19 protein-coding genes are annotated in these 19,084 nt (G+C 49.5%); 4 read left to right on the forward strand and 15 right to left on the reverse strand.

The window, feature by feature from the left end; all coding sequences use genetic code 11:
* Positions 1-4 precede the first annotated feature (4 nt).
* The 8 genes from DWX32_RS08835 to DWX32_RS08870 form a co-directional block, all read right to left on the reverse strand.
* Positions 5-325, reverse strand: coding sequence for a ribosomal-processing cysteine protease Prp (locus DWX32_RS08835; protein ID WP_055228163.1), 321 nt, complete (start codon positions 323-325; stop codon positions 5-7).
* Between the two features lie 5 nt (positions 326-330).
* The gene (gene rplU / locus DWX32_RS08840) at positions 331-636 is read right to left on the reverse strand and encodes a 50S ribosomal protein L21 (protein WP_022462906.1); all 306 of its coding nucleotides are present in this window, start codon (positions 634-636) and stop codon (positions 331-333) included.
* A gap of 116 nt (positions 637-752) precedes the next feature.
* On the reverse strand, positions 753-1,628 hold the full coding sequence (locus DWX32_RS08845; protein WP_055267903.1) for a DegV family protein: 876 nt from the start codon (positions 1,626-1,628) through the stop codon (positions 753-755).
* A gap of 156 nt (positions 1,629-1,784) precedes the next feature.
* Positions 1,785-2,795: a type II CAAX endopeptidase family protein gene (locus DWX32_RS08850; RefSeq protein ID WP_055267901.1), complete on the reverse strand. Its 1,011-nt coding sequence runs from the start codon at positions 2,793-2,795 to the stop codon at positions 1,785-1,787.
* Between the two features lie 27 nt (positions 2,796-2,822).
* Positions 2,823-4,022 carry a ribonuclease E/G gene (locus DWX32_RS08855; RefSeq protein ID WP_118594426.1) on the reverse strand — a complete coding sequence of 400 codons (1,200 nt, stop codon included), beginning with the start codon at positions 4,020-4,022 and terminating at the stop codon, positions 2,823-2,825.
* Positions 4,015-4,722 carry a TIGR03936 family radical SAM-associated protein gene (locus DWX32_RS08860; RefSeq protein ID WP_117508951.1) on the reverse strand — a complete coding sequence of 236 codons (708 nt, stop codon included), beginning with the start codon at positions 4,720-4,722 and terminating at the stop codon, positions 4,015-4,017. The genes DWX32_RS08855 and DWX32_RS08860 overlap by 8 nt, the downstream gene beginning before the upstream one ends.
* Positions 4,706-6,571: a TIGR03960 family B12-binding radical SAM protein gene (locus DWX32_RS08865; RefSeq protein ID WP_118594425.1), complete on the reverse strand. Its 1,866-nt coding sequence runs from the start codon at positions 6,569-6,571 to the stop codon at positions 4,706-4,708. The genes DWX32_RS08860 and DWX32_RS08865 overlap by 17 nt, the downstream gene beginning before the upstream one ends.
* Before the next feature lie 25 nt (positions 6,572-6,596).
* Positions 6,597-7,643 (reverse strand): M42 family metallopeptidase, encoded by a 1,047-nt coding sequence (locus tag DWX32_RS08870; RefSeq protein WP_117509152.1) that lies wholly within the window; start codon positions 7,641-7,643, stop codon positions 6,597-6,599.
* Between the two features lie 294 nt (positions 7,644-7,937).
* On the opposite strand from DWX32_RS08870, the gene DWX32_RS08875 reads away from it, so the two are divergent.
* Entirely contained in the window at positions 7,938-8,813 is an 876-nt protein-coding gene (locus tag DWX32_RS08875; RefSeq protein ID WP_055267889.1) for a YitT family protein, read from the forward strand.
* A gap of 80 nt (positions 8,814-8,893) precedes the next feature.
* On the opposite strand, the gene DWX32_RS08880 is transcribed toward DWX32_RS08875, so the two are convergent.
* Positions 8,894-9,481, reverse strand: a complete 588-nt coding sequence (locus DWX32_RS08880; protein ID WP_118600932.1) for a 50S ribosomal protein L25 — start codon at positions 9,479-9,481, stop codon at positions 8,894-8,896.
* A 230-nt stretch (positions 9,482-9,711) separates the two neighbouring features.
* Positions 9,712-10,713, reverse strand: coding sequence for a DnaJ C-terminal domain-containing protein (locus DWX32_RS08885; protein WP_117804994.1), 1,002 nt, complete (start codon positions 10,711-10,713; stop codon positions 9,712-9,714).
* Positions 10,714-10,929: 216 nt separating this feature from the next.
* On the opposite strand from DWX32_RS08885, the gene DWX32_RS08890 reads away from it, so the two are divergent.
* From DWX32_RS08890 to DWX32_RS08900, 3 genes are all read left to right on the forward strand, one after another.
* Positions 10,930-12,132 carry an iron-containing alcohol dehydrogenase gene (locus tag DWX32_RS08890; RefSeq protein ID WP_055267885.1) on the forward strand — a complete coding sequence of 401 codons (1,203 nt, stop codon included), beginning with the start codon at positions 10,930-10,932 and terminating at the stop codon, positions 12,130-12,132.
* A gap of 85 nt (positions 12,133-12,217) precedes the next feature.
* On the forward strand, positions 12,218-12,697 hold the full coding sequence (locus DWX32_RS08895; RefSeq protein ID WP_055267883.1) for a DUF6465 family protein: 480 nt from the start codon (positions 12,218-12,220) through the stop codon (positions 12,695-12,697).
* A gap of 130 nt (positions 12,698-12,827) precedes the next feature.
* Positions 12,828-14,213: an MATE family efflux transporter gene (locus tag DWX32_RS08900; protein ID WP_055267881.1), complete on the forward strand. Its 1,386-nt coding sequence runs from the start codon at positions 12,828-12,830 to the stop codon at positions 14,211-14,213.
* 82 nt (positions 14,214-14,295) lie between these two features.
* Here DWX32_RS08900 and DWX32_RS08905 read toward each other — a convergent pair whose 3' ends face one another.
* The 5 genes from DWX32_RS08905 to eno all read right to left on the reverse strand — a co-directional run bounded on the left by DWX32_RS08905 (position 14,296) and on the right by eno (position 19,007).
* Positions 14,296-15,069 (reverse strand): histidinol-phosphatase, encoded by a 774-nt coding sequence (locus DWX32_RS08905; RefSeq protein WP_055217914.1) that lies wholly within the window; start codon positions 15,067-15,069, stop codon positions 14,296-14,298.
* Between the two features lie 27 nt (positions 15,070-15,096).
* Positions 15,097-15,954: a transporter substrate-binding domain-containing protein gene (locus DWX32_RS08910; protein ID WP_055217916.1), complete on the reverse strand. Its 858-nt coding sequence runs from the start codon at positions 15,952-15,954 to the stop codon at positions 15,097-15,099.
* A 122-nt stretch (positions 15,955-16,076) separates the two neighbouring features.
* On the reverse strand, positions 16,077-16,820 hold the full coding sequence (locus DWX32_RS19840) for an amino acid ABC transporter ATP-binding protein (RefSeq protein WP_055267879.1): 744 nt from the start codon (positions 16,818-16,820) through the stop codon (positions 16,077-16,079).
* 3 nt (positions 16,821-16,823) lie between these two features.
* Positions 16,824-17,498, reverse strand: a complete 675-nt coding sequence (locus DWX32_RS19845; protein ID WP_022462789.1) for an amino acid ABC transporter permease — start codon at positions 17,496-17,498, stop codon at positions 16,824-16,826.
* Between the two features lie 207 nt (positions 17,499-17,705).
* Entirely contained in the window at positions 17,706-19,007 is a 1,302-nt protein-coding gene (gene eno / locus DWX32_RS08925) for a phosphopyruvate hydratase (RefSeq protein ID WP_055217920.1), read from the reverse strand.
* Between the last annotated feature and the right edge of the window lie 77 nt (positions 19,008-19,084).

A 19,084-nucleotide genomic window follows, 5' to 3' on the forward strand; every position in this document is an offset into this window, starting at 1 on the left:
GGTATTACACCTCCTTGAATGCGATCTCTAAGTATTGTGCTCCATAATCGCGGCGGATACTTTCGAGGCCCAGCAAAAGTGATTTTACAAGAAGTGCGGTACTTTCAGAATACCCATTCGGGAATGAAAAATACACGTATCCATCTCCAGCCTCACTTATAATCAGATCCTCTGTCAATGTTTCCACGGAATTTACGGTGTTTACAATCAATGCGGAGACAGCGGCACAGATGATATCCTGCCCTTCCTCTGCATAGCCTGCATGACCGTTTGACTCCACGGAGATGTACTCGCCGTCAGACTCTGTTACGGTTATACAAATCATAAGACTTAAGCGTTGATTTTTTCAATCTTCACTTCAGTGTACTGCTGTCTGTGACCGTTTTTCTTATGATAACCAGTTTTTCTCTTATACTTGTAAACGATAACTTTTTTGCCTTTACCGTTTCCAACTACAGATGCGGTTACGGATGCATTTTTAACGTCCTCGCCAACTTTCAGTCCGTCATTGCTTACTGCAAGTACCTGATCAAAAGTTACGGTTTCTCCAGCTTCAACGCCAAGTTTCTCTACTCGGATAACATCGCCTTCAGCTACCTTGTACTGTTTACCACCTGTTGCAATAATTGCGTACATATGGCACCTCCCTATCAATTACTCGCCAGATTCGGTGGTCTTTCGACTCTTTTACCTCTCTGTGCGGCATACTTCTACAATATATCATCACGTCTGCTGTTTGTCAATAGTATTTTTCAGGAAATTGCAGATTTTTTTTCACATGCAATTGCCAGTGCGCCAGGTCCGATGTGGCAGGCAACGCTTAAGGACAGTGGATGCGCATCGACTTCAAAATCCGGGAAGGCTTCTTTTACTTCGACAATCCATCCATCGATTACTTCTTTGTCGTTTGCGGTATAGGCAATGTGAAGTCCCATGATGCCGGCTGCACGCTCTTTTGCGAAGCGTTTGTCCATATCTTTTTTCATAGCCTTGATCATGGCTTTCTTTGCCTGTTTCACACCGCGCGCTTTTTCAAACGCGTCAAGCTTCTCTCCCTGGATCGTCAGCACCGGTTTGATATTTAAAACGGTTCCGATCATGGCTGCTGCCGGCGTAACGCGGCCGCCTTTTTTCAGGTATTTTAACGTATCTACCATAATATAGATACTTGCATCCAGCGCATCCTCTTCCAGAATTGCTTTGATGTCTTTTGCTGCCACGCCGCGGTTTGCCATTTTCTTTGCATCCAGAACAGACTGCTGCTGCGTAACGGAGATTCTCTGGTTGTTGACAACCTGCACTTTTCCTTCATAGTCCTCGGACAGCACGGTCGCTGTATCACAGGAGGTGGAAAGGCCGCTTGACATCGGAATGTAAACAATGTCATCGTACTCTTCGAGAATTTTGTTCCAGAAATCCATCAGATCTCCCGGAGACGGCTGAGATGTGGAAACAGCCGCATCCTCTGCCAGAATCTCGTAAAACTGTTCCTGTGTCAGGTCGATATCCTCAAACTGGATTTTTCCGCGCATGAAGAAAGGCATCGGAAGGACAAAAACGCCCAGCTCTTTCGCCTGACTCTGTGTAATACCGCTGTTGCTGTCGGTAGCAATAGCTGTTCTTGCCATAGTTCTTATTCCTGCTGTCTCTTTTTAGAGAAACAGCTTTTCCTTTCTGTAATATCGTGTAACGCTTGATTTGCTGTTATTCTATCATAAATCGTACCTGTTTTCTACCCGGCTTGGACATTTCTGCAAAATTGCTCAAACTGCTTTTGATTCTTTTTACATCATACCAATACCAAGAAAAAACAGTCCGCCAAGGATCAGCAGAATGGTCGGAATTACGATTTTTGCAATGGTCTTTTTTCTTCTCTCCTTCGGGAAAAATCCTTCGCTTTTTGTCTGCTGGTACATCAGAAGACGGCTTCCCATATAAAGACCGATCGGCATCAGCGCCGCTTCGATCAGATACATGCCGATGTACGTTTCCGTTGCGTATCCGCTGCCTGCTGCTGCGTTCCCCTGCGAGAACATATAGAGGAAGCTTGCCGCAATGCTCGCCACAATCGTCGATGCGTTATGGACGAAATGAAACAGCGAGCTGTAAAACATGTTGTCGGTCTTCATCCGAACATACGAGAGAACGATTCCCATCATCATCATCGGAAGAAAACGGACGATGCTCATGTGGAAAGCGCCAAAATAAACGCCCATCAGAAGCAGCATCACCCATTTCTTTTTGATTCCGCGCAGGCTGTACTGCAGAAGACCGCGGTGCAGTGCTTCTTCACAGATGGCCGGTGTCAGCGCAACGACAAGCAGCTCGCCGAAATAGGAAAGGCCCGCCATACTGCTGTCCATGGATTCCGAGAGGCTTGCGTATTCCTGCGGGAAAATCCATTCCATCAGAAGGAAAAGGGCAAGCACACCGCGGTACGTCACATACCACATCAGAATGGTTCCGAGGATTCCGGCTCCATCCGGCTTTTTTAATGGGAACACTTCTTTTAACGGAATATGAAGTGCCCGTACGACGAGAATGGATCCGATCAGGAATACAATGATCTCGTCCAGCGCATTTCCATACATCCCGCCTGCAAGAACCAGCGGGATTCCGGCGAGATTAAAAAGAACCATCAGAAAGGCAAACACCAGCAGGCCCTGCCATGGTTTCAGTATCTTTTCTTTTTCCGCCGGATGCGGCCGTTTTGCCGGCATCTGGTTTCGAAAGGGTTCGTAAAGATATGGGGTATCATTTTCATTGAGGTGAATCGGTTTCTTTTGTGGTTCCATATTCATTCCTCCTTTGTAAGGTCACCGTCATTTCATCTGTTCTGCCAGCGGCCGGCGGATTTTCTTTCTCGTCAGTTCCACGAGATGAAGCGCCGTCATATCCACAACTTTGGTCTGGACGGGATCTTCCCGCACAAGACCCTGCAGGAAGCCGAGAAGGCGCTCCTCCTGCTCTTTTTCCGGCATGTTGATAAAGTCAACCAGGATCAGACCGGAAATCCCGCGCAGGCGGATCTGGCGGGCGATTTCGCGGGCTGCCTCCTGGTTTACGCTGTACAGAAACGTATTTTTCCGTCCGCCGAGCTGCTTTCCGCTGTTCACATCGATCGCGGTCAGCGCTTCGGTCGGTTCGATCACGAGGAATCCGCCGGAAGGCAGATCCACACGTTTGTCGAGTGCCTGTTTTACGTGATTTTCGAGATTTTCTTTCTTTGTCAGTGTGGTAAGCTGATCCTCATACCAGGTCAGGCGGCAGTCGTGAAAATCATGGCGCTCCAGATATTCTCTGCAGATCTCATACGTTTCTCTGTCATCTGTCACAAGTTCTGAAACTGACGGTGCATACCGTTTGACGAGCTCCGGCACGGCATCTGACGCCCGATACAGGCAGGAGTACAGGCTCCGCATCGTTCCATACTGGACAATCCGCGCGAGTTTTTCGGACAGCTCGAGATATTCCTGCCGGATCTCTTCTTCCGAAGCATCAGCGGATGCGGTGCGGAAGATCACGCCAAACGGAAGGCTTCCGCCGGAAAGCTCTGGAAACATCCGGCTTCCCAGTTCTTTTAACCGTTTTTTCTGCTCCGGCAGAAGGCGTCCCGAGCATGAGATTTCCGGCTTTCCATAATAGAGCGCCAGGGCACTTCCCGAAAGAGAAAGTTCTGCTGTCGCCGACGGAAGCTTCGTTTTCTGCGCTTCCCGCTGGATCTGCACGACAATTTCATCTCCGACATGCAGTTCCGTTCCCGGTGCTTTTTTCAGAAGATACCCTTCTTTTACACGGGACAGATCAAGAAAACAGCTCTGCTGCTCCGCAAACGAGACAAATGCCCCGCGGATCCCGGGCGCCAGTTTTTCCACCCGGCCGACATAGATATTGCCAAGCAGCGTTTCCTTCTCCCTGCAGAGGGCCGTCAGTTCGACCGGTCTTTCTCCTTCCACCAGCGTGTGTACCAGGTAATCTTTTCCCTCCCACGGCAGATGGGCAATGACAACTCGTTTACTCAACTTCTTCTCCTAATGCTTCCAGCGGAACCAGCTTTCGCTCTTCTTCCGTTCCGATGTCTGCGTAAACTTCCTCGCGCAGAATCGTGTATGCAAACGGCGGCAGTTCAACCCCGCACCATTTGCAGAACGCTTCCATCACGAGCTCCGGTTTCAGGTTCGAAACACTTCCGGTGGAGAGCTGCATCCAGACACCGCTTTTCTTTGCTTTCATATCGTAAATCCATGGGCGGATATCGGTCAGCTTTTCGCTTCGTTTTGTCTTTCGCATGATCTCAATCTGCGGAAGTGCAAAAAACACCGGTACTTTCGTTTCCAGATCAATCTCCGGCATTTTTCCCTCGCGGAACTGCACGAGATAATCGGCTCCTGCTACGAGAGACATTGCCTTGCTTGCTTTTCCATCCGGCACATGGCGGGCGGAAAGCACTTCCATTCCCTCAACCATCGTCGCATTCAGACGTTTTACAATCTCGTCGGTTTTCATATCTTCCGCGAGCACCATATCGAAATATTCACCGGTGCTGCTGATGCCGACACCGAGCGGAGAAGCAAACGACAGCAGCATGTGCGGGCTGAAGCCCTCGGAATAAGCGATCGGAAGTTCCGCACGGCGGATTGCTTTCTGGAAGTAACGCATCACATCCAGATGACCCACAAATTTCATCACACCTGTTTTGGCAAACTTAATTCTGATTTTCATAGCAGACACCTCCTCCGAATGATTTTGCTCCGCAGCCGGAACACTGCATCTTACAGTTCGGGGTAACGGTTTCCTGCTGTGCCCGCTCCCATTCGCGGATCAGGAATTTTTTCGTCACGCCGATATCAAGGAAATCCCACGGAAGGATCTCATCGGTGCTGCGCTTACGGCAGGCATAGAACGAAACGTCAATGCCGGTCTCTGCAAACGCTTCTTCCCAGGCATCTTTCCGGAAATACTCGGACCAGGCATCGAAAATAGCACCTTTTCTGTACGCTTTTTCAATAACTTCGGCACATTTCCGGTCACCGCGTGCAAGGAATCCCTCCAGAAGGGAAATATCTGCCTCATGATAAATGTAACGGATGCTCTTCTGATTCAGCTGTGCGCGGACCTCTGCCTTTACAATCGCCGCTTTGTCAAGAAACTCCCTCTCCGTGTTCATCGGTGCCCACTGGAACGGAGTGAACGGCTTCGGAATAAAGAACGAGGAGCTTGCCGTAATCTGGCATTTTCCGTTTCTCTGGTCTTTCGGAATCTCATAGTAACGCTCTGCGATCTTTTCCGCCAGATGCGCAATTCCTTTGATATCATCCTCGGTCTCGGTCGGAAGGCCCAGCATGAAATACAGTTTTACTTTATTCCAGCCGCCCTCAAACGCTTTTCCGGCTCCGTCGAGAATGACTTCCTCGGTCAGACCTTTATTAATAACATTCCGCATCCGCTGGCTTCCCGCCTCCGGTGCGAAGGTCAGGCTGCTCTTTTTGATATCCTGTACCTTGCTCATGACATCGAGGGAAAATGCGTCGATTCGAAGAGACGGAAGGGAAATATTGACACCTTTTTCCGGGCAGCTGTCGATCAGATAGTTGACAAGCTCCGGAAGATGGCTGTAATCACTCGAGCTCAAAGAACTCAACGAAATCTCATCGTGGCCGGTATTGCGCAGCATATGGGTCGCAAGTTCTTTTAACTTCTCCACATCGCGCTCTCTTGTCGGACGGTACACCATACCCGCCTGGCAGAAACGGCAGCCGCGGATACAGCCGCGCTGGATCTCCAGAACGACACGGTCCTGTGTTGCCTTGATAAACGGCACGACCGGTTTCTCCGGATACGTTGCCTCGGTCATATCCATGACGAGCTGTTTTTTGATCTTTTCCGGCGCTTCCGGGATGGACGGCGTAAAGGCTGCAACGGTTCCGTCCTCGTGGTACGTTACTTCATAAAACTGCGGTACGTAAATGCCCGGGATCTGGCATGCCTTTTTCAGAAAATCCAGACGGGTTCCGCCGTTCTTTTTATTTTCCAGATACGTGTCGAAAAGCTGGTCGTACACAACCTCACCCTCTCCGATGTAAAACAGGTCGAAGAACGGAGCGATCGGCTCCGGGTTGTACGTACACGGGCCGCCGCCGATGACGATCGGGTCCTCGCCGGTACGCTCCACCGCATGCAGCGGGATTCCGGCAAGGTCGAGCGCCTGCAGAACGTTTGTATAACACATCTCATACTGCAGGGTGATGAACAGGAAATCCTCGTTTTTCACCGACTCCTGGGATTCCAGGCCGAACAGCGGAATGTTCTGTTCACGCATCACGCGGTCCAGATCCGGCCATGGGGAATAAACTCGCTCGCACCACATGTCCTCGCGTTTGTTGAACATATCGTACAGGATCTGGATGCCAAGGTGGGACATACCGATCTCATACACATCCGGGAACAGGAATGCGCCGCGCAGGGCTACTTTCTCTTTGTCTTTTACGACACTGTTGAATTCATTTCCAATGTATCGCGCAGGCTGCTCAATCTGGAGCAGCACTTCTTCTGGCAATGCTAATTTTCTCATGCAATTCTCTCACTTGTTCTTATTTTTATTTGTCCAGATACGCCGCAAGCAGTTCCAGCGTATTCTTCACGCCGTCCACATGGCTTCTCTCATATCCATGGGATGCGTACACACCGGCGCCGATCAGGGCATGGCGTGCGTCTGCGCCGCCGCGGAGCGTTGCCTCCACGTCAGAGCCGTAGTGCGGGTAAACATCCGCCGCATAGTCGATTCCGTTTGCTTTTGCTGCCGCAATCAGCTCACCGGTAAAATCGTAGCTGTAAGGGCCGCCGCTGTCTTTGACGCAGATGGATACCTGATGCTCTTTACACTCCAGTCCGTCGCCGACACAGCCCATATCAACAGAAAGGATATCCGTCACACCCTCCGGCACGGAAGCAGATCCGCCGTGGCCGACTTCTTCGTACACGGTGATGTGCTGATAAACCGGACGGGACGGTGTGATATTTTCTTCTTTTAAATACTTCGCATAGCCGAGCAGGATTGCAACGCTCAGTTTATCATCGAGAAAACGGCTCTTGATGTATCCCTTCTCGGTGATGCGGGTTCTCGTCTCAAAGCAGACGATATCACCGGTCTCGATGCCGAGCGCTTTTGTCTCCTCTTTGGAGAAGACCATCTCATCCAGAACGACCTCCATATTGTCGTAGGTGCGGTCCTGCTGGTCGTAGGAACCGTTGACATGGATCGACGGGTTGTTCATCTGGAAGCAGCCCTCGTACCGTTTTCCGTCTCTTGTGATGACAACGCAGTTTTCCGTCTCCGCATTGTTCGGATTCATACCGCCGAGCGCGGTGAGACGAAGACGGCCGTTTCCTTTCACTTCCGCTACCATGCCGCCGAGCGTATCGGTATGTGTCTCCACAAGGACACCGCCGTTTCCTTCACAGCCTTTGGCAAGCTGCACCAGAAGGCCGCCCTTTGTGGTGATCACCGGCGCATAGCCCATCGCTTCGTACTCTGCTTTCAGCCATGCAATGGCATCTTTCGTGTAGCCGGTCGGGCTGTCGATGGAGAGCAGTTTTTTCAGTTTCTCTGTTATAAAATCAACATAAACCTTTGTATTTTTCATGTTTCTTCCTCCATTTTTGTTTCTGTTTTTTCTTCTTTTTTCGAAACATTTTGAAACAGAAACTGCAGATTTTTTTCTTTCCGAAAAAAGATCCTGCCCTTCATCATACCACAGAAATAAATTGGATACAACCATCGGAAAACGGAAAAATGGAAATAAGGAAAATGTAACTGGACAAACTACCATATGCCATGCTATGTTTGAAGAGGGGGATACATTATTAGCTGTTATTCAAAAAAGTTTCTTCTATAATAAAATGAAGGTCGCCTCAAATTCAAATAAAGGAGCAAAAAAATGGACACAAAAGAACAGGCATCGCAGCCTGCATTACAAACGTTAAAAGAATATGCTGTCATTACCGCAGCTGTTCTGATCATGGACATTGGAATTTATGTTTTTAAATTCCCCAATAATTTTTCTTTCGGCGGTGTATCCGGTATGGCCGTTGTCATCTGCCGGTTTCTTCCGTTCACTGCCTCACAGATCAACCTTTTTATCAACCTGCTGCTTCTGCTGGTTGGTTTTGCTGTGCTGGGGCGGAACTTCGGCGTCAAGACAGCCTACGTGACCGTGCTTTCCTCGGTTCTTCTGAACATTTTTGAAAAGCTGTTTCCGATGGCACATCCGCTTACCGATGAGATCATGCTGGAGCTCTGCTTTGCCATTATTCTTCCGGCACTGGCGGCAGCACTGCTGTTTTTTGAGAATGCCTCCGGCGGCGGCACAGACATCATCGCCATGATTATTAAAAAATATTCTACAATGAATATTTCCACTGCCCTGCTGGTGACCGACCTCATCGTTGTCATCCTTGCTTTCCTGATTTTCGATACCTTAACCGGACTTTGTTCGGTTCTCGGTCTGATAGCGAAAACACTGCTGATTGACAAAACGATTGAGCGGATGAAGCTGAATAAATTTTTTACGATTATCTCCAACAATCCGCAGCCGATCTGCGATTTCATCACAAAGGATCTCAATCACAGCGCAACCCTTTACGACGCCGTCGGCGCTTACTCCGACCAGCAGCGGACAGTCATTCTCACGGTTGTGGATGTCAAGCAGGCCGTCTATCTTCAGCGGTTTATTCATGATACCGAGCCGACCGCGTTTATTGCGATCACAAAGAGCAGCGAAATTATCGGAAAAGGCTTCATGAGTTATATCTGATCGATTCAAACCATATTTTTCACGCAAAAAATCCGAAGGTTTTTGACGCCTTCGGATTTCTTTGTATGTGCTTATTCTGTTTATTTCTCTTCTGCTTCTTCGGTATCTTCTGCCGATGCTTCTACGTTGTGGGAAGCCATCAGACTTACGACAATGGATTCCGGATTGGTCTTTATGGTGATATCCGGGTCAGCGGCCAAGGACAGATCTTTGACGCGGATGACATCACCGATCTTCATCTCTCCGACATCGACCATTACCTGATCGACCAGGGATGCCGGGTATGCCATGTAGGCAACCTCGTTCAGATCCTCCTGCAGAACGCCTTCTGCGATCTTTTCATGGTTTACAAGGACAATCTCTGCAACGGAATGAACTTTCTCGTTGCTGACCAGTGCCTGGAACTCGATCGAATCGATCTGTCCGGCTACCGGGTTATAATCAACATTTTTGATCAGGACATCGTATGCGGTTCCGTCGACATCCAGCATAATCTGGCTGCCTTTGTGGTCTGTCTTCAGCAGTTTCTCGATATCTCTTTTTACCATCTTAACTGGAATGGATTCTTTCATCTCTCTGCCGAATACATTGCCGACAACGTATCCTTCTCTTCTAAGTCTTTTTGCTTTTACATCCAAACTTCTCTTTTCAGCTTTTAAAGTATTCATTTACCTTTTCCTCCAAAAATCTGATTCTTAGCAGGCTTCTTATCTTGTGAAGGGTGTTAAGTTTGCTTTGCCTTGTGGCTATGAATAAGTTTCTTGGAACAGGATGTTTGGGAACATGCAAGGAAGAATTGGTTTCTTGTTGATTCCTTTTCTTTGTTCTAGATGTAATATAATACCACAAACACGATTTGTCAACCCGGATTTTCCGATTTCACAGTTTCTTCACATTTTCAGCACGCTTCCTTATATTCCATCAGTTTCTGGCGTGCTGTGCGGTTCAGACTGCGCGGTACAGCAATCTCAATCGTCGCATAATGATCACCGTGCACGTTCGCATCTTTCATCGATACCATGCCCTTGCCGCGCAGACGGAGCTTACTGCCGGACTGTGTTCCTTCCTTGATTTTGCAGACCACATCTCCGTACAGTGTCGAGACACGCGCTTCACCGCCAAAGACTGCCGTTGTGTATGGAATCTGAATCGTCGTGTAGATGTCCATTCCGCGCCGTTCAAAGCCTTTCTTTTCTTCTACATTGACCTTCAAAATCAGATCGCCGCGGCGGCCGTTTGATCCTGTATGGCCTTTGCCGCGCAGACGGATGCTCTTTCCGCTCTCGATACCGGCCGGGATTTTAACCAGCAGCGTATTGGTCGTTCCATCCGGGTTCCGCAGGGTAATCTGTTTTTCACAGCCCGATGCCGCTTCCTCCAGGCGGATCGAAACCTCAGCGTGCAGATCGAGATCCTCTGCCGTACCGCGGCCGGAAAATGCATCCTCAAACGGATGTCTGCTACTTCCCGAACGCGTATACCGCTCGCTTCCGAATCCACGGCTTTTGCCATGAAACATCTGATCAAAGAAATCGCCGAACATATCGTCCGCGTTTCCTTCAAAGTGAAATTCGTGATAGCCGCCGTTGTTTCCGCTTCCGCCGAACGGGTTTCCATACGCACTGCCGTACGGATTTCCACCGCCCTGCTGGCCGTACGCGCCGGCTCCCTGGTCGAACGCCGCGAATCCGAACTGATCGTACATTTTCTTCTTTTCCGGATCGCTTAAGACAGAATACGCTTCTGTCACTTCCTTAAATTTCTTTTCCGCATCCGGGTTTCCCGCATTCGTATCGGGATGATATTTTTTCGCCAGTTTCCGGTATGCACGCTTGATTTCTTTCTCGTCTGCATTCCGGCTGACGCCTAATACTTCATAATAATCTCTCTTTGTTTCCATCATCAGGCACCTCCAGTCAAGCCTTTTCCTGATTTCCCAGGTGAACAATTCCTGGCTCTCTTTATCTGTTCTATTTGTACTATAACACGCATTTTTTACACTGTCAATTCTTTTCACGGAAGATTCAAAATTCCTATACGAATTGAAAAACCTGCCGTGCACTGTTACAATAAGAGATATACGATTCTCACGATTTTTTATGGAGGTACTTGATTGATGCATTCCATTTTCTGGTTCCGCACCCGGCAGTGGGTGTTGAGCCGCGTTCTTCATCTGACAGAGCATAAGAAACAGACACTCCTTGCAGCACCGGATGCCGTTCTGCTGCTCCCCACGTTATTCCGGAAACGCCGGATCTCCCGGATTCTCCTGGTGACTACCCCCGGCTTTGTCCGCCGCGGAACACTGACGTCTCTGCTGGACGGCTGTAAAAAAGAAAACATTTCCGTCACCATTTTCTCCGAAATCGCCCCGGATCCGCAGATTGAGAGCGTGGAACAGGGTTTCCGTCTTTATCAGCAGATTCAGGCGCAGGCTATCCTCGCCATCGGCGGCGGATCCGTTCTCGATGCAGCAAAGCTGATCGGTGCCCGCGTCTGCTGTCCGAAAAAGACGGTTCCTGCGATGCGGGGCCTCCTGAAAGTCCGTCGGAAACTTCCGCCGCTGTTTGCCGTGCCGACGACAGCCGGAACCGGTTCGGAGGCAACGGCGGCAGCTGTCATCACAGACTGTATCGACGGGAAACCATACAAATACGCCGTCAATGACCTCTGTCTGATCCCGGATACGGCAGTTCTCGATCCGCGTCTTACGATCAGCCTCCCGTCCTCTATGACCGCAGATACCGGTATGGATGCCCTGACCCATGCCATGGAAGCTTTTCTGAACCTCTTCGCCTCCCACAGCGTGCAGAATGCATCCATCGAGGCAGTCTGCGAAAATTTCCATGCCCTGCCCGAAGCCTGGCGTGACGGCTCCCGTCTTGCCGCACGGCAGGAAATGCTTCATGCATCGTATCTGGCCGGTTTCGCTTTTACCAACAACTTTGTCGGCTACGTCCATGCCATCGCTCACGCCGTCGGTGCACTGTACCACATTCCGCACGGAAGAGCCAACGCGGTTCTGCTGCCTGCTGTTCTGCGCGAATACGGTTCCTGCATTGCGCCTAAACTTGCCGTTCTCGCCGATGCGCTTTCTCTCGGCGGAGATACCGTTTCTGAAAAGGCTGAGCGGATGATTGCAGCTATCGAGGCTATGCGCGATTCGTTTGACATTCCATCCACTCTGCCACACCTTTCGCCGAATGATTACACAGAAATAGCACGCCGTGCTTTAAAAGAAGCAAATCCCACCTACCCTGTTCCGCAGATCTGGGATTCTGAAAAAATCTTTTCTGTGCTCCGCCGTGTACAATCCTAAAGCCGCTGTTTTCTCGAATTTAAATTTGACAGAACGCAAAAAACATGGTAATTTATTAGAGATATCGCATAGAGGAGTGAATAAAATGAATAAAAGAACCATGAAAAAAATGGCCAAAGCGAAACAGCAGGCTGCAGAAGCTGCAAAAACAGCGGAAACCGTTGTAAAGACAGCGGCACCGGCAAAAGAAGTAAAACCAACGACTGAAAAAACCTTACATACAGAAGCAGCAGAAGGAAAAGCAGAAGCTGCAAAAGAGCCGAAAAAAGCAACCAAAAAAGAAACCGTTAAAAAAACAGTAAAAAAGGAGACCACGGAAACCATGGCAGAAGCAACCAAAACCCCACGTAAAATGACAAAAGTATCTGATACCGTTCTTGAGATCTTCGAGACAAAAGTATCTATGAAAGACCTCGAAGCAGTCATCAAAAAAGAAGTAAAAGCAAACGGATTAAAAGGCGAGATCAAAATCTACCTGAACGCAGAGCAGAGAGCCGCTTACTACACCGTAGACGGACAGGGATCTGACGATTTCAAAGTAGATCTGACCACTCTTGCTGAATAATTTTTCTGTCAGCTGATCTATCAGAACAGACCAAAAGCGGCATGTCCGAAACAAAGTCTTCCGGATTTTGTTTCGGACATGTTTTTTGCTGTCTGTTCCCAAACCCAAAAAAACGACAAGGTATTTTTCTATGAAAACTGTAAACCATCTCGGAACCGATCCGATCGGAAAACTGGTTCCCCGTATTGCTTTTCCGAGCATGCTGGCACAGTTCGTGAGTGTTCTGTACAGCATTGTAGACCGTATGTACATCGGCCACATTGCCTCTGTCGGTGATCTGGCGCTCGCGGGTGTCGGCGTCTGCGGTCCCATTCTCACCATGATCGGCGCGTTCTCCTCCCTCATCGGGGTCGGCGGCGCACCGCTGCTCGGCATCCGGCTCGGAGAGAAAAATGAAAAAGAGGCATCCCGCATCCTGGCTAATGCGTTTCTGATGCTTGTTTCCCTGTCTCTCGTTCTGACAGCCGCGGCGCTTTTTTTAACCCGCCCGATGCTGATGGCATTCGGAGCCAGCACCGTTACGTATCCTTACGCCAGAGCCTATTTTATGATCTACGTTTCCGGCTCTGTGTTTGCGCTTTTATCGACCGGCCTGAACCAGTTTGTGATCTGCCAGGGCTTTGCCAGTGAGGGAATGAAATCTGTTCTGCTAGGCGCCGTCCTGAATCTGCTGCTGGACCCTGTGTTTATCTTCGTTCTGCATCTCGGCGTGCGTGGCGCAGCAATTGCAACCGTGCTCTCCCAGATCGCAAGCTGTCTGTATGTGCTGCATATTCTGTTCGGAAAGACGATTCCGATCCGCATCACCTTCGGCGGGTATTCATTTGCGATCATGAAACGCATTCTGACAGTCGGTTTTACTCCGTTTCTAATCATTGCCATCGACAATGTGATGATCATTGCGATGAACGCCGTCCTGCAGCGGTATGCACCCGCCGGACAAGGAGACAGCTTCATCACCTGTGCAACGATCGTTCAGAGCTTTATGCTGATTATTACGATACCGCTCGGCGGAATCAGCGGCGGAACGCAGTCAATCCTCGCATACAATTATGGAGCTGGAAATTCCGGGCGTATTCTTGAGGCACAGAAAACCATCATCGCACTCTGTGCCGGATTTACGACCTTGATGTTCCTCGTCTCCAATGCCGCCGGAACGCTGTTTGCGCAGCTTTTTACTTCCGATCCGCAGATCGTCTCGATGGTGGTCCGCGCGATCCATATTTCGACACTCTCAGTCATTCCGCTCGGCATTCAGTACGAGATTGTAGACGGCTTTACTGCAATGGGCTGCGTGCGCTATTCGTTTGCACTCTCCTTCTTCCGGAAATTCGTCTACTTTACCGCTCTGTTTCTTCTGCCGCGGTTCTTTGCACTGGAAAACATCTTCTACGTGGAACCTATTTCCGACCTGATCGGGCCGGTTGTCTCAATGATTGTTTACTGGACTTCGATTCAGAAGATTCTGAAACAGCGGGAAGAGGCGGTACGGCTGATGCACACAAAAAAAGCATAAAAAATCTCATATCAAAAAAGCTGTTCTTTTCCGCGGAGTTTTCAAAACTCTCACCAGAAAAGAACAGCTTTTTCTGCTTCTGTTAAAATGTCTTCGGCATCGGAACGGTTTCCTGTACTTTCAGACCGTATTTTGCTGCCAGCTGCAGTGCCTTCTGTTCCGTCTCCGGATTCCAGACGGCTTTCGGCGTATGGGCATCACAGCCGAAAACGGCGGTGTTTCCTTCTTCGCCGGCGATCTTCCAGAACTTCTCGTTCGGATACCATCTTTCTTCCATCAGACCAAGGAAATTGATCTCCAGCGGAATGTTTCTCTTTTTCACCTCACGGCAGAGTCTCCGGTATTCCCGGTCGAACACTGCTTCGTCGCCGTTGAATAAAAAGAGATCCGGGTGTGCCAGATACAGGTATTTTCCGGTATCGATGCCTGCCAGGCACTGGTCCACATACTGTTTCAGGTAGCTTCCGTCTGTTGTTCCATGGCCGCTGTAGAGAATCTTTTCGATCTCATTTCCCAGGCTGTGCTGGCCAAGCACAAAGTACTCAAACGGATAGTCCGACAAAAAATCAATCAGCTGATCCCAGAATCTCGGGAAATACTCTGTTTCGAGTCCGAGATGGATTTCAATATCCTTGTCATACTCTTTTTTCAATGCCAGCACGGTGTCTACATAGCCTTCCACCTGATCGAGCCGCATCCGCATGCCGGAATCGTAGCCGTCCGGGAACGGATAAGGCGAATGGTCGGAAAAACCGAGAATTTTAAGGCCGCCCTCAATCGCGCGCTCCACATACTCCCGCTCCGTTCCGTCCGCATGGCGGCACCGCCATGTATGGGTATGATAATTTGCAATCATGATCTGTAACCTTCTTTATTTTGTATCTTATTCTGCTGCTTCTTTGGAGATATCCGTTCCAAAATATTTTTCCGAAAGCTCTGTCAGTGTTCCTTCTTCTGCGAGCTCGCCAAGTGCTTTGTTGACTGCCTCAAGCAGCGTCTTGGTCTCATCGCCTTTTTTCATCGGAATACCGACTTTTGTGGATTCCGGATCGAGACATGCAATTTTGATCTCTGCATCCGGGTGTGCTTTCATATAATCGTAATACGTTACCTCTGCGTTCAGAGTTGCATCGATACGGCCGCTTAAGAGAAGCTCGAAAGTCTGCTCCAGATCGTCAACACCGGTAACGGCTGCGCCATATTTCTCGGCAACTTCTGCATACGTACTGGAAATGGTGTTCGCGGTGCTCTTTCCGTCGAGATCCTCCATGGACTGGATTTCATCGTTAGCAGAGTTTACGATAACAGCGGTGCGGTTGTATGCGTATGGATCGGAAAAGCTGTATTTCTCAGCGCGCTCCTCTGTGATATCTACGCCGTTTACCATGATATCGTACCGGCCGGAATCGATTCCTGCAAGAAGGCCGTCCCACTCACCCTCTACAAAGGTTGCTTTCACGCCGAGTTTCTCTGCGATCTGCTGTGCCACTTCTACGTCATAGCCGACCAGGTTGTCGTCCTCATCGTGATACGTCCACGGTGCCCAGGTTCCTTCCATTGCCACAACGATCTCACCCTTGCTCTGGATCTGCTCTAAAAGATCCCCAGACGCACTTGCAGAAGATGCTGATGAAGAGGAAGAAGCACTGCTGTTATCTGCCGTGCTGTTTCCGCATCCGGTCAGTAAAAAGGATGATGTCAGGATACCTGCCAGAAATACTGCTGCCATTTTCTTTTTCATAATATTCGCCACTCCTTTTTTGTTTTGTTCTGGAAGAAGCTGCCTTTGCTTCTTCTGTTTTCTTTATTGCAAACTGTCCGGATTCCGTGCTCCGGGCAGGATTTGCCGCTTTGCGGGATACCTTACTCGTAATGCTGTTCAATATTCTGCAAAAATGTTCTCGTCCGCTCTTCCCGCGGATTTGCGAAAAATTCCTTCGACGGACCTTCCTCAACGACAACGCCGTTTTCCATAAAGACAACTTTGTTCGAAACGTTTCTTGCAAAGCCCATCTCATGCGTGACAACGAGCATTGTCATTCCCTCTTTGGCAAGCTGGCGCATAACACCAAGCACCTCGCCGGTCAGCTCCGGGTCGAGTGCTGAGGTCGGCTCATCAAAATAGATAATTTCCGGATCGGTTGCCAGTGCACGGGCGATTGCCACCCTCTGCTGCTGTCCGCCGGAAAGCTGATGCGGATAGTAGTCCGCACGGTCCAGCATGCCTACTTTTTCAAGCGCTGCACGCGCTTTTTCCTCCGCCCTGGTTTTTGGCATTTTTCTGCCGATGATCAGGCCTTCGGTTACGTTATGAAGGGCTGTTTTGTTCAGGAACAGGTTATAGTTCTGAAATACAAATGCGGTTTTCTGACGGATCGCCGCGATATCTTTTTTGCTGATGTTGTGGAACGGATATTCTTTCCCGTCAAAGATCAGGCTGCCGCCGTCCGCATGCTCCAGAAAGTTGACACAGCGCAGCATCGTCGTTTTTCCCGAACCACTCGGACCGAGGATTGCAACAACATCGCCCTGTTTTACTTTTAAATCTACACCTTTTAATACTTCCAGGCTGCCGAACGCTTTCTTTAATCCTTTAATTTCCAGCATGGCTTATTCCCCTTTTTTCTGATATGTACTCAGTTTCTTCTCTCCGATTCCCTGCAGCTTCGTGAGCACAGTGGAGAACAGCAGGTAGATCAGTCCTACTTCAATATACAGTGCCAGCGGCTCATGGGTGCGCGCTACAATCCGCTGCGTTACCATAAACATCTCCGTTACGGTGATATTTGCGGCAAGGGAAGTATCCTTTACCATGGCGATCAGAGAGTTGGAAAGCGGCGGGAAAGCGGTGCGCATCGCCTGCGGAAGGATAATTCTCCGCATGATCTGCAGATACGACATGCCGACACAGTAGCCGGCTTCGAGCTGGCCTGCCGGAACGGCTTCCAGGGCCGCACGCATCGTCTCGGCACTGTAGGCGCCCTCATTCAGGGAAAAGACGAGAACTGCCGCCGGAAACGGATCGATCAGAATACCGGCGCGCGGAAGTCCGTAAAACACAACGAAAAGCTGGACCAGAAGCGGGGTTCCGCGGAAAATCCAGATATAGAAACGTGCAATCTGACGAAGGCCTTTGATGTTTGCAAACTGTACCATAGCCATTGCCGTCGCAATTACAAGTGCAATGGAAAACGAGATTACAGTAAGCGGAATCGTCACCTTAAGGCCCGGCAGAAAGATTTTCCAGAAAGAATCCAGAAGAATATTCCATAATCTTTCGCTCATTTCGATATATCCCCCTTATTTTTACATTTTCCTAGATAGGATAACACTTCAAGTCCGCTTCAAGTCAAGTGTTTTTTCATATACCCCTCCCCCGCATGCAAGAATCCCCGGGAAACACGTTTTTCAACGGCCCCGGGGACACTTATTTATGGTTGGTTTTAAGAGGAAGGATCTTGTCTTTTTTTATGGTATTATGTTATTTACTGCTTAGTCCTGTGTCACATTAAATGCTCTTGCACCAGGGTATACAGCGGCCGTTCCAAGTTCTTCTTCGATTCGGAGAAGCTGGTTGTATTTTGCAACACGCTCGGTACGGCTCGGTGCACCGGTCTTGATCTGGCAGGTGTTCAGGGCAACAGCCAGGTCTGCGATGGTGGTATCCTCGGTCTCACCGGAACGGTGGGAGGAAATTGCGGTGTAGCCTGCTTTGTGAGCCATTTTGATTGCCTCAAGGGTCTCAGATACAGAACCGATCTGGTTCAGTTTGATCAGGATGGAATTTCCGCAGCCAAGGGAGATACCTTTTGCCAGACGCTCAGTATTGGTTACAAACAGGTCGTCACCGACAAGCTGTACTTTTCCGCCAAGCTCTGCGGTCAGCTCTTTCCAGCCTTCCCAGTCTTCTTCATCCAGAGCATCCTCGATGGAGATGATCGGATATTTCTCTACCAGTGCTTTCCAGTGAGCGATCAGCTCTTTGGAAGTAAATACAGTGCCGGCTTTCGGCAGTTTGTATTCACCCTTGGTTCCTGTCTTCCACTCGGAGGAAGCAGCATCCATCGCGATCTTGAAGTCTCTGCCTGGCTCGTAGCCTGCTTTTTTCACTGCCTCAAGAATGGTCTCGATGGCTTCTTCATCGGATTTCAGAGCCGGTGCAAAACCGCCTTCATCTCCAACCGATGTTGCCAGTCCGCGCTCTTTTAAGATGGCAGCCAGTGCATGGAAGACCTCAGCGCACCATCTTAAGCACTCTTTGAAAGAAGATGCTCCAACCGGCATGATCATGAACTCCTGTACATCCAGGCCGGAAGAAAGTGCGTGGCATCCGCCGTTGATGATGTTCATCATCGGAACCGGCAGACGATTTCCGGAAACGCCGCCGAAGAAGCGGTACAGCGGAATCTCAAGTGCGTTTGCTGCTGCTCTTGCGCAGGCAATGGATACAGCCAGAATGGCGTTTGCACCCAGGCGGGATTTATCTTTTGTTCCGTCTGCATCGATCATGGCTTTGTCTACAGCGTAGGTATCGGATGCATCCATACCTTTTAAGGTATCGTTGATGACGGTGTTGATGTTTTCTACTGCTTTCTGCACACCTTTTCCAAGGTATCTTGCTTTATCTCCATCTCGTAATTCCAGTGCCTCAAACTCACCGGTAGATGCGCCGCTTGGTGCCATGCCGCGCCCTACAACGCCCCCTGCAAGAACAACCTCAGCTTCTACGGTTGGGTTTCCTCTGGAATCCAGAATTTCTCTTCCTTTTACTTCCTCAATTTTCAGGCTCTTCACTTTTCGTGTGCTCCTTTCTCGTTTGTTTCTGGAGTTTCCCGCCTGCGAAGTGTCCAAGATCCGCAGACGGGAGATAA

The organism is Blautia sp. AF19-13LB, assembly GCF_003479105.1.
Lineage (GTDB): Bacteria > Bacillota > Clostridia > Lachnospirales > Lachnospiraceae > Fusicatenibacter > Fusicatenibacter saccharivorans.

Bases quoted from the DNA above. Each gene is read 5' to 3' on its own strand.
- DWX32_RS08835 (WP_055228163.1), bottom strand. From the start codon at position 325: ATGATTTGTATAACCGTAACAGAGTCTGACGGCGAGTACATCTCCGTG.
- rplU (WP_022462906.1), bottom strand. From the start codon at position 636: ATGTACGCAATTATTGCAACAGGTGGTAAACAGTACAAGGTAGCTGAA.
- DWX32_RS08845 (WP_055267903.1), bottom strand. From the start codon at position 1,628: ATGGCAAGAACAGCTATTGCTACCGACAGCAACAGCGGTATTACACAG.
- DWX32_RS08850 (WP_055267901.1), bottom strand. From the start codon at position 2,795: ATGGAACCACAAAAGAAACCGATTCACCTCAATGAAAATGATACCCCA.
- DWX32_RS08860 (WP_117508951.1), bottom strand. From the start codon at position 4,722: ATGAAAATCAGAATTAAGTTTGCCAAAACAGGTGTGATGAAATTTGTG.
- DWX32_RS08865 (WP_118594425.1), bottom strand. From the start codon at position 6,571: ATGAGAAAATTAGCATTGCCAGAAGAAGTGCTGCTCCAGATTGAGCAG.
- DWX32_RS08870 (WP_117509152.1), bottom strand. From the start codon at position 7,643: ATGAAAAATACAAAGGTTTATGTTGATTTTATAACAGAGAAACTGAAA.
- DWX32_RS08875 (WP_055267889.1), top strand. From the start codon at position 7,938: ATGGACACAAAAGAACAGGCATCGCAGCCTGCATTACAAACGTTAAAA.
- DWX32_RS08880 (WP_118600932.1), bottom strand. From the start codon at position 9,481: ATGAATACTTTAAAAGCTGAAAAGAGAAGTTTGGATGTAAAAGCAAAA.
- DWX32_RS08885 (WP_117804994.1), bottom strand. From the start codon at position 10,713: ATGGAAACAAAGAGAGATTATTATGAAGTATTAGGCGTCAGCCGGAAT.
- DWX32_RS08890 (WP_055267885.1), top strand. From the start codon at position 10,930: ATGCATTCCATTTTCTGGTTCCGCACCCGGCAGTGGGTGTTGAGCCGC.
- DWX32_RS08895 (WP_055267883.1), top strand. From the start codon at position 12,218: ATGAATAAAAGAACCATGAAAAAAATGGCCAAAGCGAAACAGCAGGCT.
- DWX32_RS08900 (WP_055267881.1), top strand. From the start codon at position 12,828: ATGAAAACTGTAAACCATCTCGGAACCGATCCGATCGGAAAACTGGTT.
- DWX32_RS08905 (WP_055217914.1), bottom strand. From the start codon at position 15,069: ATGATTGCAAATTATCATACCCATACATGGCGGTGCCGCCATGCGGAC.
- DWX32_RS08910 (WP_055217916.1), bottom strand. From the start codon at position 15,954: ATGAAAAAGAAAATGGCAGCAGTATTTCTGGCAGGTATCCTGACATCA.
- DWX32_RS19840 (WP_055267879.1), bottom strand. From the start codon at position 16,820: ATGCTGGAAATTAAAGGATTAAAGAAAGCGTTCGGCAGCCTGGAAGTA.
- DWX32_RS19845 (WP_022462789.1), bottom strand. From the start codon at position 17,498: ATGAGCGAAAGATTATGGAATATTCTTCTGGATTCTTTCTGGAAAATC.